Here is a 15,380-nt window from a genome sequence, read left to right as displayed (position 1 = left end):
CCCATCAACCGCCCACGAGCCTCAACAACCCGCACCGCATCCGAAAGACTCAACACCCCAGCGCAATACGCCGCCGACAACTCACCAACCGAATGACCAGCCAGGAAATCCGGCTTCAGACCCCAATCCCGTAGCTGCTCGAACAGCGCCACCTCGATCGCGAACAGGCCCGCCTGCGCATTCCGCGTCTCGTCCACCGACCCAGACGGCTCCGGCAGCAGCGAGCGGACCTCCTCGAACACCTCCCGGAACCGCGGATAGACCGCCGACAGCTCCTCACCCATCCCGAGACGCTGCGAACCCTGGCCCGGGAACAACACGGCCGTCCCGCCCGGCACCACCGACCCGCGGACGGCAAGCTCGCCGTCCAGCAGCACACCACGATGCTCGAAACCGGTCCGGGTCGACGCCAGCGAGAACCCGATGTCCACCGGCGAACCCGGCCAGCCGGACAGTCGGGCCGCCTGCGCCTCCACCCCGGCTTGGGATTGGCTCGACACCACCCACGCCGCCGGCAGGTCGATCTCGGTCGAGATCTCCGACGCCTCGACGCCCTCCAGGATCACGTGCGCGTTCGTGCCGCTGATGCCGAACGAGGACACGGCCGCCCGGCGCGGGCGATCCGCCACCGGCCAGGGCTGGGCCTCCGTCGCGAGCGCCACCGCGCCCGCCGACCAGTCCACCTGCGGCGTCGGCTCATCCACGTGCAGGGTGCGCGGAACCAGGCCGTGTCTCATGGCGAGGACCATCTTGATCACGCCGGTCACGCCCGCGGCGGCCTGGGTGTGGCCGAGGTTCGACTTGATCGAGCCGAGCCACAGCGGACGGTCGCCGGGGCGGCCCCGGCCGTAGGTGGCGAGGAGTGCCTGGGCCTCGATCGGGTCGCCGAGCCGCGTCCCGGTGCCGTGGCCCTCGACCACGTCCACGTCCGGCGGGTTCAGGCCGGCGTTGGCCAGGGCCGCGCGGATGACCCGCTGCTGGGCCGGGCCGTTCGGGGCCGTGAGCCCGTTCGACGCGCCGTCCTGGTTGACCGCCGAGCCCGCGAGCACGGCGAGGATCCGGTGGCCGAGCCGCTCGGCGTCCGAGCGGCGCTCCACGACCAGCACGCCGACGCCCTCGGACCAGCCGGTCCCGTCGGCGCCGGACCCGAAGGACTTGCAGCGGCCGTCGGGGGCGAGGCCACCCTGCTGGCTGAACTCGACGAAGGTGTTCGCCGTGGCCATGACCGTCACGCCGCCGACGAGGGCCGCGTCGCACTCGCCGGAGCGCAGCGCCTGCGCGGCCAGGTGCAGCGCGACGAGCGAGGACGAGCAGGCGGTGTCGACGGTGAGGGCCGGGCCCTCGAGGCCGAGCGCGTACGCGACCCGCCCCGACAGCACGCTCGTGGCGTTGCCGGTGAGCAGATGGCCGCCGACGCCGTCGACCGCGCCGAAGGAGCCGGAGGCGTACCCCTGCCCGGAGGCCCCGACGAAGACCCCGGCCCGGCTGCCGCGCAGCGATCCCGGCGCGATCCCGGCGTGCTCGACCGCCTCCCAGGCCGCCTCGAGCAGCTGCCGCTGCTGCGGGTCCATGGCCAGCGCCTCGCGCGGGCTGATCCCGAAGAACTCGGCGTCGAAGCCGGCCGCGTCGGGCAGGAACCCGCCCGCCCGGGCGAAGGATGCGCCGGCGCCGCGGCCCCAGCCGCGGTCGTCCGGGAAGCCGGTGATGCCGTCGCGGCCGTCGACCAGCAGCTGCCACAGCTCGTCGGGCGACCGGACCCCGCCGGGCAGCCGGCAGCTCATGCCGACGATGACGATCGGGTCGTCGCCGGCCGTGCCGGTGGCGAGCGGCGCGATCTCGTCGGCCGGGGCGCCGGTCAGCTCGCGGGCCAGGTGGTCGGCGAGGGCCTGCGGGTTCGGGTAGTCGAACACCAGCGAGGACGGCAGCCGTAGCCCGGTGTGCCGGGCGATGGCGTCGCGGAGCTCGATGGCGGTCAGCGAGTCGAAGCCGAGCTCCTTGAACGCCCGTCCGGCCGCGATCCCGTCCACGCCGTCGTGCCCGAGCACGGCGGCCGCCTGGGTCCGGACCAGCTCGACGAGGTCGGCGGGAGGGACGAGGCCGGCCGGCGGGACGGCCGCCGCGGCGGGCGGCGTCTCGGGAGCGAAGGCGGCGAGCAGCGGACTGGGCCGCCGCGCGGTGAACGCCGGCAGGAACCGATCCCAGTCGACGTTGACGATGACCGCGTCCCAGTTGGGCGGGGTGGCGGCGAGCGCGGCGATGGCGGTCTCGGGGTCCAGCGCGGCCAGCCCGAGCCGCCCCAGCTGTTCCTCCAGGGCGCCGGCGGCCATGCCACCCTGGCCCCACGGCCCCCAGGCGATCGCCGACGCGGGCAGCCCGCGGGCGCGCCGCCGGGCGGCTAAGGCGTCGAGGTGGGCGTTGGCCGCGGCGTAGGCGCCCTGCCCGCCACTGCCCCAGATCCCGGCGATGGACGAGAACAGCACGAACGCGGAGACGTCCCCGAACACCGCGTCGAGGTGATCCGCGCCGAGGACCTTGGCCCGCATGACGCTGTCGATCTCGTCGGCGGTCATCTCGGCCAGCGGCGTTCCCTGGCCGGCCCCGGCCGCGTGCACGACGACGCGAACCGGCTCCCCGAGGTCTTCGTAGCGGGTGCGCAGCGCCGCCAGCGCGTCCCGGTCGGTCACGTCGAGCGCGACCACGTCGACCGGAACCCCCAGCTCCTCGGCGGCCCCGCCCCGCCGGCCGATCAGCACGATCCGGGACGCCCCCGACTCCGCGGCCCACCGGGCCACCCGCCGGCCCAGGACGCCGGTCCCGCCGGTGATGAGCACGGTGCCCTCGGGCGCCCATCGCCCGCCGCTCTCGCCCCGGACGACGCGCCGCCCGTAGACCCCGGAGGCCCGGACGGCGACCTGGTCCTCGCCGGACGGCAGCACCAGCGGCACACCGTCGGCGACGTCGACGAGGCCACCCCAGAGCTGCGGATGTTCGAGCGCGACGACCCGCCCGAGGCCCCACAGCTGGGCCTGCTCGGGATCGACCACGTCCCCGGCCTCGGCCCGCACCGCGCCCCGGGTCACGCACCAGAGCCGGGCCGACGGGTCCAGCGTCCGCACCAGCTCGACGAGCTCGGCGACACCGCCCTCGACCACCTCGGCGCCGGGCAGGTCCACGATGTCACGCAGCCCCGGCGGCACGAACACGACGGCCCGCCCGGAACGGTCGGCGCGCACGTCCGCCAGGCGCTCCCAGGCGACCTCGTACCGGCGGCGCTCGGGCGTGACGGTCGGCAACCAGTACCGCTTGTGCTGGAACGCGTAGGTCGGCACCGGCACGGCAGCGCCACGATGGTAGGCCGCGAAGTCGATCCCGGTCCCCCGCACATGCGCCTGCGCAAGCCCGTTCAGCAGCGCCCGAGACTCCGCCTGACCAGATCGCAGCAGCGGAATGAACGCGGCATCCTCGACACAATCCGGCCCCAGCGCACTGAGCGCACCACCCGGCCCGACTTCGAGGAACGTCCGCACCCCCTGCCCGTGCAGGAACCGCAGCGTCGGATGGAACTGCACAGTCGCGAGGACATGCCGGACCCAGTAGTCCGCGTCGAACTCGGTCATCAACTCACCGGTCACGTTCGACACGATCGGAATCTGAGCCGGCCGCCACTCGACGGAGCGCAGCACCTCGGCGAACGCGGCGGTCATCGGCTCCATCAACGGCGAATGGAACGCATGCGACACCCGCAACCGAGTCGTCCGCACGCCTGGGAACGCCAACGTGTCTAGAAGTTCAACCGGCCCGGACAGCACCACCGACGACGGCCCGTTGATCGCCGCCACCGACACACCGTCCGGCACCTCGCCCACCGGCGCCTCGACCGCCAGCATCCCGCCACCCGCCGGCAGCTCCCCCATCAACCGCCCACGAGCCTCAACGACCCTGACCGCATCTGAAAGGCTCAACACCCCAGCGCAGTAGGCCGCCGACAGTTCACCAACCGAGTGACCCGCCAGGAAGTCCGGCTTCAGGCCCCAGTCGCGCAACTGCTCGAACAGCGCGACCTCGATCGCGAACAGACCGGCCTGCGCATTCCGCGTGTCGTCCACCGACCCAGAAGGCTCCGGCAACAGGGCGCGGACCTCTTCATACACCTCGCGGAAGCGCGGATAGACCGCAGCCAGCTCCTCGCCCATCCCGAGCCGCTGCGAACCCTGACCCGGGAACAACACCGCCGTCCCGCCCTGGACCACCGAGCCGCGCACCGCCAGCTCACCGTCCAGCAGCACACCACGATGCTCGAAACCGGTCCGAGTCGACGCCAGCGAGAACCCGATGTCCACCGGCGAACCCGGCCAACCCGACAACCGAGCCGCCTGCGCCTCCACCCCGGCCTCAGAACGGCTCGACACCACCCACGCCGCCGGCAGGCCGGACTCAGTCGAGACCTCCGCCGCCTCGACACCCTCCAGGATCACGTGCGCGTTGGTGCCGCTGATGCCGAACGACGACACGCCCGCCCGGCGGGGACGGTCGGCGGCAGGCCACGGCCGGGTCTCGGAGACCAGCGCCACCGAGCCCGCCGTCCAGTCCACGTGCGACGACGGCTCATCCACGTGCAGGGTGCGCGGAACCAGGCCGTGCCGCATGGCGAGCACCATCTTGATCACGCCCGCGACGCCCGCGGCCGCCTGCGTGTGGCCGAGGTTCGACTTGATCGAGCCGAGCAGCACCGGGGCCGGACGATCCTGGCCGTAGGTCGCCAGCAACGCCTGGACCTCGATCGGGTCGCCCAATCGCGTGCCGGTGCCGTGGCCTTCCACAACGTCCACATCGGACGGTTCGAGCCCGGCGCTCGCCAGGGCTGCGCGGATCACGCGCTGCTGCGAAGGGCCGTTCGGGGCCGTAAGACCGTTCGACGCGCCGTCCTGGTTCACGGCCGAGCCCGCGAGCACCGCCAGCACCTGGTGGCCGCGGCGCCGGGCGTCCGCGAGGCGCTCGACGACCAGCACGCCGACGCCTTCGCCCCAGCCGGTGCCGTCGGCGGCGTCGGCGTACGCCTTGCAGCGCCCGTCCCCGGCGAGCCCCCGCTGCAGGCTGAACTCGATGAACGCGCCCGGCGTCGTCATGACCGTCACGCCCCCGGCGAGCGCCAGGTCGCACTCGCGGTTGCGCAGCGCCTGCGCGGCCAGGTGCAGGGCGACCAGCGACGAGGAGCAGGCGGTGTCGACGGTGACGGCCGGGCCCTCGAGGCCGAGCGCGTAGGAGACGCGGCCGGAGAGCACGCTCGCGGAGGTCCCGGTGGCGCCGTAGCCGCCGGCGACGTCGCGGGCGAAGAGCTCGCCGACGCCGTAGTCCTGGCCGTTGGTGCCGGCGAACACGCCGACGGCGGTGCCGCGCAGCGCGGCCGGGTCGATGCCGGCCCGCTCGATCGCCTCCCACGAGGCCTCCAGCAGGAGCCGCTGCTGCGGGTCCATCGAGGTGGCCTCGCGCGGGCTGATGCCGAAGAACCCGGCGTCGAAGCCGTCGGCGTCGTGTAGGAACCCGCCGTGCTGCGTGGCGCTCTGGCCGTCCCGGAGGCGTTCGAGGTCCCAGCCGCGGTTGGTGGGGAAGCCGGAAAGCGCGTCGGTGCCGGCCTCCAGCAGCGTCCACAGGTCTTCCGGCGACCGGACGCCGCCGGGGAACCGGCAGCTCATGGCGACGATGGCGATCTCGTCGCCGGGTCCGCCGCCCGGTCCGGCGACCGCCGCGGGCCGGTCCGCCTCGGCCGGGAGCAGCCGGGCGAGCAGGTGTTCGGCGAGCGCGCGGGGGGTCGGATAGTCGAACGCGAGGGTGGTGGGCAGCGTGAGCCCGGTCGCGGCGGCGAGCCGGTTGCGCAGCTCGATCGCGCTGACCGAGGTGAAGCCGAGGTCCTGGAAGGCGCGGTCGGCCGCGACCGCGGCGGCGGAGGCGTGCCCGAGGGCCGCCGCCACCTCGGCGCGGACGAGATCGTGGACGGCTCGCTGGTCGCCGGGTCCGCTGCGGGAGGCCCGCGGCTCGGGCCGTGCGGCGCGGACGGCCGGGAGCTCGGCGAGCAGCGGCAGCGGGCGGGCGCCCGGCCCCGCCAGGTACTCCCAGCGCATGTCGGCGACGACCGTGGCCGTGACGCCCTCGTCGAGGGCCTGGCCGAGCGCGTCGAGGGCGAGGCCGGGCTCCATCGGGACGGCCCCGCCGCCGGCGAGGGTGGCGCCGTCGGCCAGCCCGCTGCCGCCCCAGAGCCCCCAGGCCACCGACAGCGCGGGCAGGCCGAGGCCGCGGCGGTGGTGGGCGAGCGCGTCGAGGTAGGCGTTGCCCGGGGCGTAGTTGCCCTGCCCGGGGCCGCCGAGCGTGCCGGCCAGCGACGAGAACAGCACGAACGCGTCGAGGCCGGCGGTGAGCTCGTGCAGGTTGCGGGCCGCGGCGGCCTTGGCGTGCAGGGCGCGCTGGAGCTGTTCGGGGCGCAGCGAGCCGACGAGCGCGTCGTCGAGGACGGCGGCGGTGTGGAAGACCGAGGTGGGTGGGTACTGCTCGACCAGCGCCGCCAGGGCCGCCCGGTCCCCCGCGTCGCAGGCGGCGACGGTGACCCGGCTGCCCAGGCCCTCGAGCTCGGCGACGAGCTCCGCGGCCCCGGGCGCGTCGGCGCCGCGCCGGCTGACCAGCAGCAGGTGCTCGGCGCCGCCGGCGGCCAGCCAGCGGGCGACCCGGGCCCCGAGCGCCCCGGTCCCGCCGGTGATGAGCGCCGTGCCCCGCGACGACCGTCCCGGCCCGCCGGCCCGGGACGTCCCCGGGGTGAGGCGGCGCGCATAGGTGCCGGAGGCGCGGATCGCGAGCTGGTCCTCGCCGTGCTCACCGCCGAGCACCCACCGGAGCCGAGCCGGGTCCACCGCGGCGGGGAGGTCCACGAGGCCGCCCCACCGGTCGGGGTGTTCGGCGGCGATGACGCCGCCCAGCCCCCACACGAGGGCCTGGGCCGGATGCTCGAGCGTGTCGACGGGGACCGCGGACCGGGTGGCGATCCACAGCGGAGCGTCGATCCCGGCGTCGCCCAGCCCCTGGGCGAGCGCGACGGTCCCGGCGAAACCGGCGGGGACGGCGTCGAAGCCGGCCAGGGGCCGCTCGTCCAGCGCCAGCAGCGACAACACCGCGTCGGGCGGCTCGGCGATCCCGGCGAGCGCCGCCACCGTTGCCGCGCGGTCCAGCCCGGGGTCCAGGCGCAGCACGTCGGCGTCGGGCAGGACGGTGTCGGCGAGGCCGGGGGGCGCGACGACGAGGATCCGCCGCGGCGCGACGGGTGCTGAGGGCTGACGGACGGGGCTCCAGGTGACGTCGTAGCGCCACCCGTCGGCCCCGTCTCGCGGGCGCGCCGCGGTGCCCGGCCGGCCGGCGTTGAGCCAGAACCGCTCGTGCTGGAACGCGTACGTCGGCACCGGCACAACCTTGCCGCGATGGTAGGCCGCAAAGTCGATCCCGGCCCCCCGCACGTGTGCATGCGCGAGCCCGTTCAGCAGCGCCCGCGGCTCCGGCTGACCAGACCGCAGCAACGGAACGAACGCCGAGTCCTCGACACAATCCGGCCCCAGCGCGCTCAACGCACCACCGGGCCCGACTTCGAGGAACGTCCGCACGCCCTCCCGGTGCAGAAGTCGCAGCGTCGGGTAGAACTGCACCGTCGCCAGGACATGCCGAACCCAGTAGTCCGCGTCGAACTCAGTCATGAGCTCGCCGGTCACATTCGACACGATCGGAATCCGCGCCGGCCGCCACTCCACGGACCGCAACACCTCGGCAAAGGCAGCGGTCATCGGCTCCATGAGCGGCGAGTGGAACGCATGCGACACCCGCAACCGCGTTGTGCGCACCCCGGGAAATACCAGCGCGTCCAGCACCTCGACCGGACCCGACAGCACCACCGACCACGGCCCGTTGATCGCCGCCATTGAAACACCGTCCGGCACCACATCCAACGCCGCACCGACCGCGAGCATCCCCCCGCCCGGCGGCAGCTCACCCATCAACCGGCCGCGAGCCTCAACAACCTTGACCGCGTCCGAAAGACTCAACACCCCGGCGCAATACGCGGCCGAGAGTTCACCGACCGAGTGCCCGGCCAGGAAATCCGGCTTCAGACCCCATTCGCGCAACTGCTCGAACAAGGCGACCTCGATCGCGAACAGGCCCGCCTGCGCATTCCGCGTCTCGTCCACCGACCCCGACGGCTCCGGCAGCAGCGAGCGGACCTCCTCGTACACCTCCCGGAACCGCGGATGGACCGCGGACAGCTCCTCGCCCATCCCGGGCCGCTGCGAACCCTGACCCGGAAACAGCACGGCCGTCCCGCCCTGGGCCACCGAGCCGCGCACCGCCAGCTCGCCGTCCAGCAGCACGCCCCGATGCTCGAGGCCCGAGCGCGTCGCGGCCAGCGAGTAGCCGATGTCCACCGGCGAGCCGGGCCAGCCCGTCAGCCGGGCCGCCTGCGCCTCCACCCCCACCTCGGACCGGCTCGACACGACCCACGCCACCGGCGCGGCTCCGTCGGCGGTGGGCTGGGCGGGCGCCTCGGCGACGGTCTCCAGGATCACGTGCGCGTTGGTGCCGCTGATCCCGAACGAGGACACCGCCGACCGGCGCGGGCGATCCGCATCCGGCCACGGCTGGGCCTCGGTCGCCAGCGCCACCGCGCCGGCCGACCAGTCCACCCGCGGCGACGGCTCGTCGGCGTGGAGGGTCTTCGGCACCAGCCCGTGCCGCATGGCGAGGACCATCTTGATGACCCCGGCGACCCCGGCGGCCGCCTGGGTGTGGCCGATGTTCGACTTGACCGAGCCGAGCCACAGCGGCCGGTCGCGGTCCTGGCCGTAGGTGGCCAGGAGGGCCTGGGCCTCGATCGGGTCGCCGAGCGTGGTGCCGGTGCCGTGGGCCTCGACGGCGTCCACGTCGGACGGGGCCAGGCCCGCGCTCGCGAGCGCGGCGCGGATGACGCGCTGCTGAGAGGGGCCGTTCGGGGCCGTCAGACCGTTCGAGGCGCCGTCCTGGTTGACGGCGGAGCCGCGCACGACGGCGAGGACGGGGTGGCCGAGCCGCTGGGCGTCGGAGAGGCGCTCGACGACCAGCACCGCGACGCCCTCGGACCAGCCGGTGCCGTCCGCGGCGGCGCCGAACGACTTGCACCGGCCGTCGGGGGCCAGGCCGCCCTGGGTGCTGAACTCGATGAACGTCGTCGCGGTCGGCATCACCGTCACGCCGCCGACCAGGGCCGCCTCGCACTCGCCGCCGCGCAGGGCCTGGACGGCCAGGTGCAGGGCCACGAGGGAGGACGAGCACGCGGTGTCGACGGTGACGGCGGGGCCTTCGAGGCCGAGGGCGTAGGCGACGCGCCCGGACACGACGCTGCTGGCGGTGCCGGTGCCGAGGAAGCCCTCGACCTCGGCGGGGACGTCGGTGAGGCTGGCGGCGTGGTTGTGGTACATCACCCCCGCGAAGACGCCGACGGGCCGGCCGGCGAGCGAAAGCGGGGCGATCCCGGCCCGTTCGAGCGCCTCCCAGCTGCCCTCCAGCAGGAGCCGCTGCTGCGGGTCCATCGCGAGCGCCTCGCGCGGCGAGATCTTGAACAGCGCCGGGTCGAAGTCGCCGGCGTCGTAGAGGAAGCCGCCCTCGCGGGTGCGGGAGGTGCCCGGGCGCAGGCCGTGGGGGTCGTACAGCGTGTCGAGGTCCCACCCCCGGTCGACCGGGAACCCGGAGATCGCGTCGCTGCCGCCGGCGAGCAGGCGCCACAGGTCCTCGGGCGAGCGGACGCCGCCCGGCAGCCGGCAGCTCATGCCGACGATCGCGATGGGCTCGCTGTGCTGCTCCTGCAGTTGCCGCAGCCGCTCGCTCGTCGCGTAGAGGTCGGCCGTGGCCCGCTTGAGATAGTCGCGAAGCTTTTCCTCGTTCGCCATCAGCCACCGCCCACGAACCGACATCGAACCCTCGTGAACGTACGGGCGGCTCGGGAAACCGGACAACCCCTACCGGACGGGACCGGCCCCTAAGCCGCGTCGTGCAGTTGGGTCACGTGACGCATGCGACCCGGGTGCGGCGGCGCCTACGGTCCGGGCATGTCTGATCTCACCGTTGTCCTGGTGCACGGCGCGTTCGCCGAGTCGGCGAGCTGGGCGGGCGTGGTGCCGCGCCTGCACGCGGCCGGCCACAGCGTGATCGCGGCACCGAACCCACTGCGCAGCCTGTCCGGCGACGCCGCCGTCGTGTCCGCCGTCGTCCGGGCGGTTCCGGGCCCGGTGCTGCTCGTCGGGCACTCCTACGGCGGGGCCGTCATCAGCAACGTCAGCGGCGGCGACGTGCGCGGCCTGGTCTTCGTGGCCGCGTTCGCGCCGCTTGCGGGCGAGAGCATCGGCGAGCTGAGCGGCCGGCGGCCGGGCAGCACGCTGGGCGAGACGCTCCGCCCGGTGCCGCTGGCCGACGGCAGCACCGACTTCTTCATCGAGCAGGCGCGCTTCCGGTCGCAGTTCGCCGCCGACGTGCCGGAGGCGGAGGCCGCGGTGCTCGCCGCGACCCAGCGCCCGCTGCGCGACGTGGCGCTCACCGAGCCGTCGGGGCCACCGTCGTGGCCCTCGCTGCCGTCGTGGTTCGTGTTCCCGGACGCCGACCTCAACATTCCGGTCGAGATGCACCGGGAGATGGCCCGGCGGGCCGAGGCCAAGGAGATCGTGGAGGTGACCGGGGCGTCGCACGCGCTGACCGTCTCGCGGCCCGCCGAGGTGGCCGAGGTGATCCTGAGGGCGGCCGCGGCGGTCGGCTGAGGACATAACCGGGGCAGGGCGGCCGCCATCAGGTGAGGGCGGCCGCGCAGCCGCTTCATCGGGCGTTGCGGGCTTTGTGGACCCAGTGCATGACCTGGATCACGACCAGCACGGCGCCGCCGATGACCAGGTCGGAGGTGTGCCACTCGCGGTCCACCGGCAGGTTCACGAGCTCGCGGTAGAGGTACACGGTGACGGCGGCGACGACCGCGAGCCCGGGCAGGTGCAGCAGCGCGGCCCGCAGCCGCCCCCGGCCGGCGATCGCCATCGCGAGGCGCCACAGGAACTCGGCGACGATGACCACGACGATGCCGGCGCACGCGCCGACCACGTAGGCGCTGACCGACTGCGGCACGGAGGGCTCCAGGAGACGGCGGCCGAGCAGGGTGAGGGCGGCACCGGCGCTGGCCGCGACGACGAGCCAGCGGGTCAGGTCCCACGACAGCGGCAGCTGCCGGGCCCGGTCCTGCCGCTTGCGGGGGATGTACGCCCAGGCCTCGCGCTCGAACCAGGTCGCGGCGGCCCAGCCGGCGAGGGCGACGAAGATGCCGACGGGCGGGCCGATGTACCGGTCCTCGGCGACGAACCAGAACACCACCACGAGGCTCGCGACGGTCGCGGGCCCGGCGAGCACCGCGATGAGCCACGACAGGAAGAAGGGCCGGCGAGCCTCCGGCACGTCGAGCGGGTGCACGAGCGGGCGCACGGACTCGTCGGGCAGTGCGACGAGCTCGGGAACGTTCATGGTTGCCTCCACGGCACGGTGTCGATGTACGGGGCGGCCTGGTCGTTGCGGGCGAGGTCGTAGACCTTCTGGCGGGACACGCCGAGCCGGTCGGCCACGGTCACGGCGCTGAGGTCGTCGAGGAGCTGGTTGACGGCGACGGCCCGCACCCGGGCCGCGCGCGAGCTGAGGTGCGCGGCGAACGCGCTGACCTCGGCGGCGAGCAGCGCGGCCCCGAGCCGCCCGCCGAACGGCTCGGCCCAGCCCGGCTCCTCGGTGCGGGCGGCGGCGTAGAGGCCGTCGCCGCCGTCGGCGAGGGTGCCGCGCACCTGCTCCGGGGTGAGCCCGCTCGCGGCGAAGCGGCCGGCCGCCGCCCCGGCCTCGGCCGGATCACGGTGCGCCAGGACGCCGCGCCACTCGGCGGGGATGTCAACCCCGGGTTTACGCTTCACACGACCAGCGTGACGGGCACCGGCGCCCGCTGTCAACCCCGGGATGACAGGATCGAGAGTAGGGGTTGGGCGGGTGGCGCGGCCGCCCTACGATCGGGCGCATGACGACGCCGCAGCTCGACACCGGCCTGTGGGCGCGGACCTACCACCCGGCGGCCGCGGGAGCGCCCCGGCTGGTGTGCCTGCCGCACGCCGGTGGTTCGGCGAGCTTCTACTTCCCGGTCTCGCGCACCCTCGCCCCGGCGATCGAGGTCGTCGCGATCCAGTACCCGGGCCGCCAGGACCGCCGCCTCGAGCCCTGCGTTCCCGACCTGCCCGAGCTGGCCCGGCTGGTGTTCCAGGTCCTGCGGCCCATGACCGACCGCCCGCTGGCCCTGTTCGGGCACAGCATGGGCGCGAGCCTCGCCTTCGAGGTGGCCCGGCTCCTGGAGCAGGAGGCGGGCGTCGTGCCGACGCGGCTCTACGCGTCCGGCCGGCGCGCCCCGTCGCGGTTCCGGCACGAGACGGTGCACCTGCTCGACGACGCGGGACTGCTCGCGGATGTCAAGCGCCTCAGCGGTACCGATGCCGCCATCCTCGGCGACGAGGAGCTGCTGCGGATGGCGCTGCCCGCGATCCGCAACGACTACAAGGCGGCCGAGACCTACAAGTACGAGCCGGGTCCTCTGCTCACGTGCCCGATCACGGTCTTCACCGGCGCCGACGACCCGAAGACGACCCCGGAAGAGGCCGGCGCGTGGGCCGAGCACACCACCGGCGAGACGGAGCTGAAGGTCTTCCCCGGCGGGCACTTCTTCCTGACCCGGCACCAGGGCGAGATCCTGGGCACCATCCGGCGCCAGGTGACGGGCCGGACCGGCTGACGATCGGGTCGCCAGCCGGCCCGGGCACGATCACTCGGGCTTGCGGGCCACCGCGATCACGTAGTCGAGCAGGTCCAGCTCCTGACGCATGACGTCCTGGCCGGACCAGTGCCGCACCACGCCCTTGTGCAACGCCTTGCCGAGCTTGCGGCGGTACTCGTCGTCGTCGACACGCCCGGCCATGTACTGCCGCCACGGCTCGTACACCTTCTCGCGGATCGACTCGACGGTGACGTCGGCGAATCCGGCCTCGGTGAGCTCCTTGGCGTAGGTGCTGCCGTCGTGCCAGTTCTCGTCGGGCAGGCTGAACTTCAGGAAGCTCAGCGGGCCCGCCTTGAACGCCATCCGCGGGGTGGCGCCGTCGATCGGGATGATGTCGGCGACGGCGAGCACGCCGCCGGGGCGCAGGACGCGGTACGCCTCCCGGAAGAAGGCACTGCGCGGGTGGAAGTGGAACGCCGACTCGAGCGCCACCACCCGGTCGAAGCTCTCCGGCTCGAACGAGGTCGACAGCGCCGAGCCGAGCTGGAAGTCCAGCCGGTCCGTGACGCCCTCGGCCTCGGCCCGCGCCCGGGCCGCCTCGACGTGGTGCGGGGTGATGTTCAGCCCGGTGATCCGGCCGACCTCGCGCTCGCGCAGCCACAGGAAGTCCTGGTCGCCGTAGCCGAACCCGGCGTCGAGCACGGTGTCGCCGGCCCGCAGCTCCGCGGCCTCGCCGAGCTTGCGGGCCAGGGCCTCGCCGGCCGTGTCGAGCGTGGTGGCATCGCCGTCCCAGAAGCCGACGTTCATGTAGTGCGTGGAGCGGTCCAGGAACTCGACCTGGGGCTCCTGGATCAGGTAGAAGCGCTGGACTCGTAACTCCGGGTCCTTGGTCGCCACGGCCTTCACGGCCCGGCGCAGGATCTTGAGGTTCTCGAACACCGTTGGGGTGCCCCTCTCTCACAAAGGGATCAGTGCGCCGATGAGAGCTGTCGCCGCAGGTCGTCCACGACGTCCGGCAGCCCGTCGGCGTCGGCGGCGCCGAAGATGTGGAAGTCCGGCCGCACGAGCACGCCCGCCGCCGGCATCGCGGCCAGCCACGGCCCGAGCACGTCGTCGAGGTCGGCGACGGTGGCCTCGTCCGCGGCCGCGGCGGGGCCGGACGGGACCAGCCGCAGCAGGGTCGCGCCGATGGAGTCGAGGAACGACACCCGCTCCGGGCCCAGCAGGGCGGCCGGATCGCCGGTGGCGAGCACGACGAAGCCGGGCCCGCTGAGCTCGTCGAAGAGGCCGACCTTACCGGCGCGGCTCACCCGCGCCATCGGCGTGAGGTGCCCGGCCGTGCCCTCGGGACCGCCGGCGTGCAGCACGCCCCCGGTCAGCGGCTCGACCAGCGTGCGCGACATCCCCTGGACGGCGCCGCGGCGGCGGGCGGCCAGCAGGGTGCCGTCGCGGGTGACCGCCGCACGCCGGTTGGTCTCGCAGATCACCTTGCCCGACTCCATCGACATCGCGATGGCGTGCTGGACGTGGGCGCGCCGTTCGGATTCGTACGAGTCCAGCAGCCCGACCCCGGACGCCCCACGCAGGATCAGGTCGAGCCGCCAGGTGAGGCTGATCGCGTCGCGGAACCCGGAGCTCATCCCCTGCCCCATGAACGGCGGCATCACGTGGGCCGCGTCGCCGGCCAGCAGCACCCGGCCCCGCCGCCAGCGCTCGGCGTAGCAGGCCTGGGTGGTGTAGACCCCGAAGCGGTCCAGGGTGGCGTTGTGCGGGCCGATGTCGAACAGGCTCAGCAGGCGCCAGGCCGACGCCTCGGTGGCGAAGTCCTCGAACGACTCGGCGGGCACGCGCATGAACTCCCACCGGCGGTGCCCGGGGCCGGCCGAGACCGCGGTGCGGGGCCGGGCCGGGTCGCACACCTGCAGGTTGTTGGGCTTGAACGCGCGGGCCTCGTGCAGCACGACGTCGCAGACGAGCCAGTCGTGGGTGAACCCGAGATCGTGCTGCGGCGCGTCGATGGCCCCGCGGACGAAGCTGTTGGCGCCGTCGCAGCCGATGACGTACTTGGCCGTGAGCGTCGTGCTCGTGCCGTCCCCCCGGCGGACCTCGGCCTCGACCCGGTCGGCGTGCTCGGTCAGCGCGACGACCTCCTGGCCGCGGCGCACCTCGACGGTCGGCAGCCCCGCGGCCCGCTCGGCCAGCAGCGCCTCGAGCCCGGGCTGGTACACCGACGTCGAGTCGGCCCAGCCGAGCCCCTCCCGCTCCGGCACGTCGACGTGCAGCAGCGTCCGGCCGGCGGCGTTCTTGAACGTGTAGTCGCGCGACGCCTCGGTCACCTCGCCCACCCGGTCGCCGATGCCGGCGGCGGCCAGGATGCGGGCCGCCTCGGCGTCGTAGGAGACGGCGCGCGGCATCGTGTACGGCGTCGGCCAGCGCTCCACGACGGTGACGAGCAGGCCCCGCTGGGCGAGCAGGATCGTGAGCACCTGCCCGACCGGGCCGAAGCCGACCACCACCACGTCCAGCAGCGCGTCGTCGTCCCTCATGG

General features: G+C 74.3%; 7 protein-coding genes. 2 read left to right on the top strand and 5 right to left on the bottom strand.

The genetic code is table 11. The annotated features are described in order from the left end of the window. Positions 1-9,950: type I polyketide synthase (locus ABT369_RS11180; RefSeq protein WP_350611597.1), on the bottom strand; the 9,950-nt coding region annotated here is incomplete at its 3' end. Positions 9,951-10,109: 159 nt separating this feature from the next. Here ABT369_RS11180 and ABT369_RS11175 point away from each other — a divergent pair. Beyond that, positions 10,110-10,811, top strand: coding sequence for an alpha/beta fold hydrolase (locus tag ABT369_RS11175; RefSeq protein ID WP_350611596.1), 702 nt, complete (start codon positions 10,110-10,112; stop codon positions 10,809-10,811). A 55-nt stretch (positions 10,812-10,866) separates the two neighbouring features. On the opposite strand, the gene ABT369_RS11170 is transcribed toward ABT369_RS11175, so the two are convergent. Next, a complete protein-coding gene (locus ABT369_RS11170; protein WP_350611595.1) occupies positions 10,867-11,556 on the bottom strand; it encodes a hypothetical protein in 690 nt (229 codons plus the stop codon). Then, positions 11,553-11,987, bottom strand: a complete 435-nt coding sequence (locus tag ABT369_RS11165) for a hypothetical protein (protein WP_350611594.1) — start codon at positions 11,985-11,987, stop codon at positions 11,553-11,555. The genes ABT369_RS11170 and ABT369_RS11165 overlap by 4 nt, the downstream gene beginning before the upstream one ends. Before the next feature lie 101 nt (positions 11,988-12,088). Here ABT369_RS11165 and ABT369_RS11160 point away from each other — a divergent pair, with 101 nt between their 5' ends. Continuing rightward, positions 12,089-12,850, top strand: a complete 762-nt coding sequence (locus ABT369_RS11160) for a thioesterase II family protein (protein WP_350611593.1) — start codon at positions 12,089-12,091, stop codon at positions 12,848-12,850. 30 nt (positions 12,851-12,880) lie between these two features. Here the strand turns inward: ABT369_RS11160 and ABT369_RS11155 are convergent, their stop codons facing one another. Together ABT369_RS11155 and mhpA are read right to left on the bottom strand one after the other, a co-directional pair. Continuing rightward, positions 12,881-13,771: an SAM-dependent methyltransferase gene (locus ABT369_RS11155; RefSeq protein ID WP_350611592.1), complete on the bottom strand. Its 891-nt coding sequence runs from the start codon at positions 13,769-13,771 to the stop codon at positions 12,881-12,883. A 29-nt stretch (positions 13,772-13,800) separates the two neighbouring features. Further along, positions 13,801-15,378, bottom strand: coding sequence for a bifunctional 3-(3-hydroxy-phenyl)propionate/3-hydroxycinnamic acid hydroxylase MhpA (gene mhpA / locus ABT369_RS11150; protein WP_350611591.1), 1,578 nt, complete (start codon positions 15,376-15,378; stop codon positions 13,801-13,803). Positions 15,379-15,380 lie beyond the last annotated feature (2 nt).

The organism is Dactylosporangium sp. NPDC000244, from assembly GCF_040300725.1.
In the GTDB taxonomy this organism is placed as follows: Bacteria; Actinomycetota; Actinomycetes; order Mycobacteriales; family Micromonosporaceae; genus Dactylosporangium.
This window is presented reverse-complemented; position numbering and strand designations above follow the sequence as displayed.

Excerpts from the sequence above, each read along its gene's own strand:
- ABT369_RS11170 (WP_350611595.1), bottom strand. The coding sequence starts at position 11,556 with ATGAACGTTCCCGAGCTCGTCGCACTGCCCGACGAGTCCGTGCGCCCG.
- ABT369_RS11175 (WP_350611596.1), top strand. The coding sequence starts at position 10,110 with ATGTCTGATCTCACCGTTGTCCTGGTGCACGGCGCGTTCGCCGAGTCG.
- mhpA (WP_350611591.1), bottom strand. The coding sequence starts at position 15,378 with ATGAGGGACGACGACGCGCTGCTGGACGTGGTGGTGGTCGGCTTCGGC.
- ABT369_RS11160 (WP_350611593.1), top strand. The coding sequence starts at position 12,089 with ATGACGACGCCGCAGCTCGACACCGGCCTGTGGGCGCGGACCTACCAC.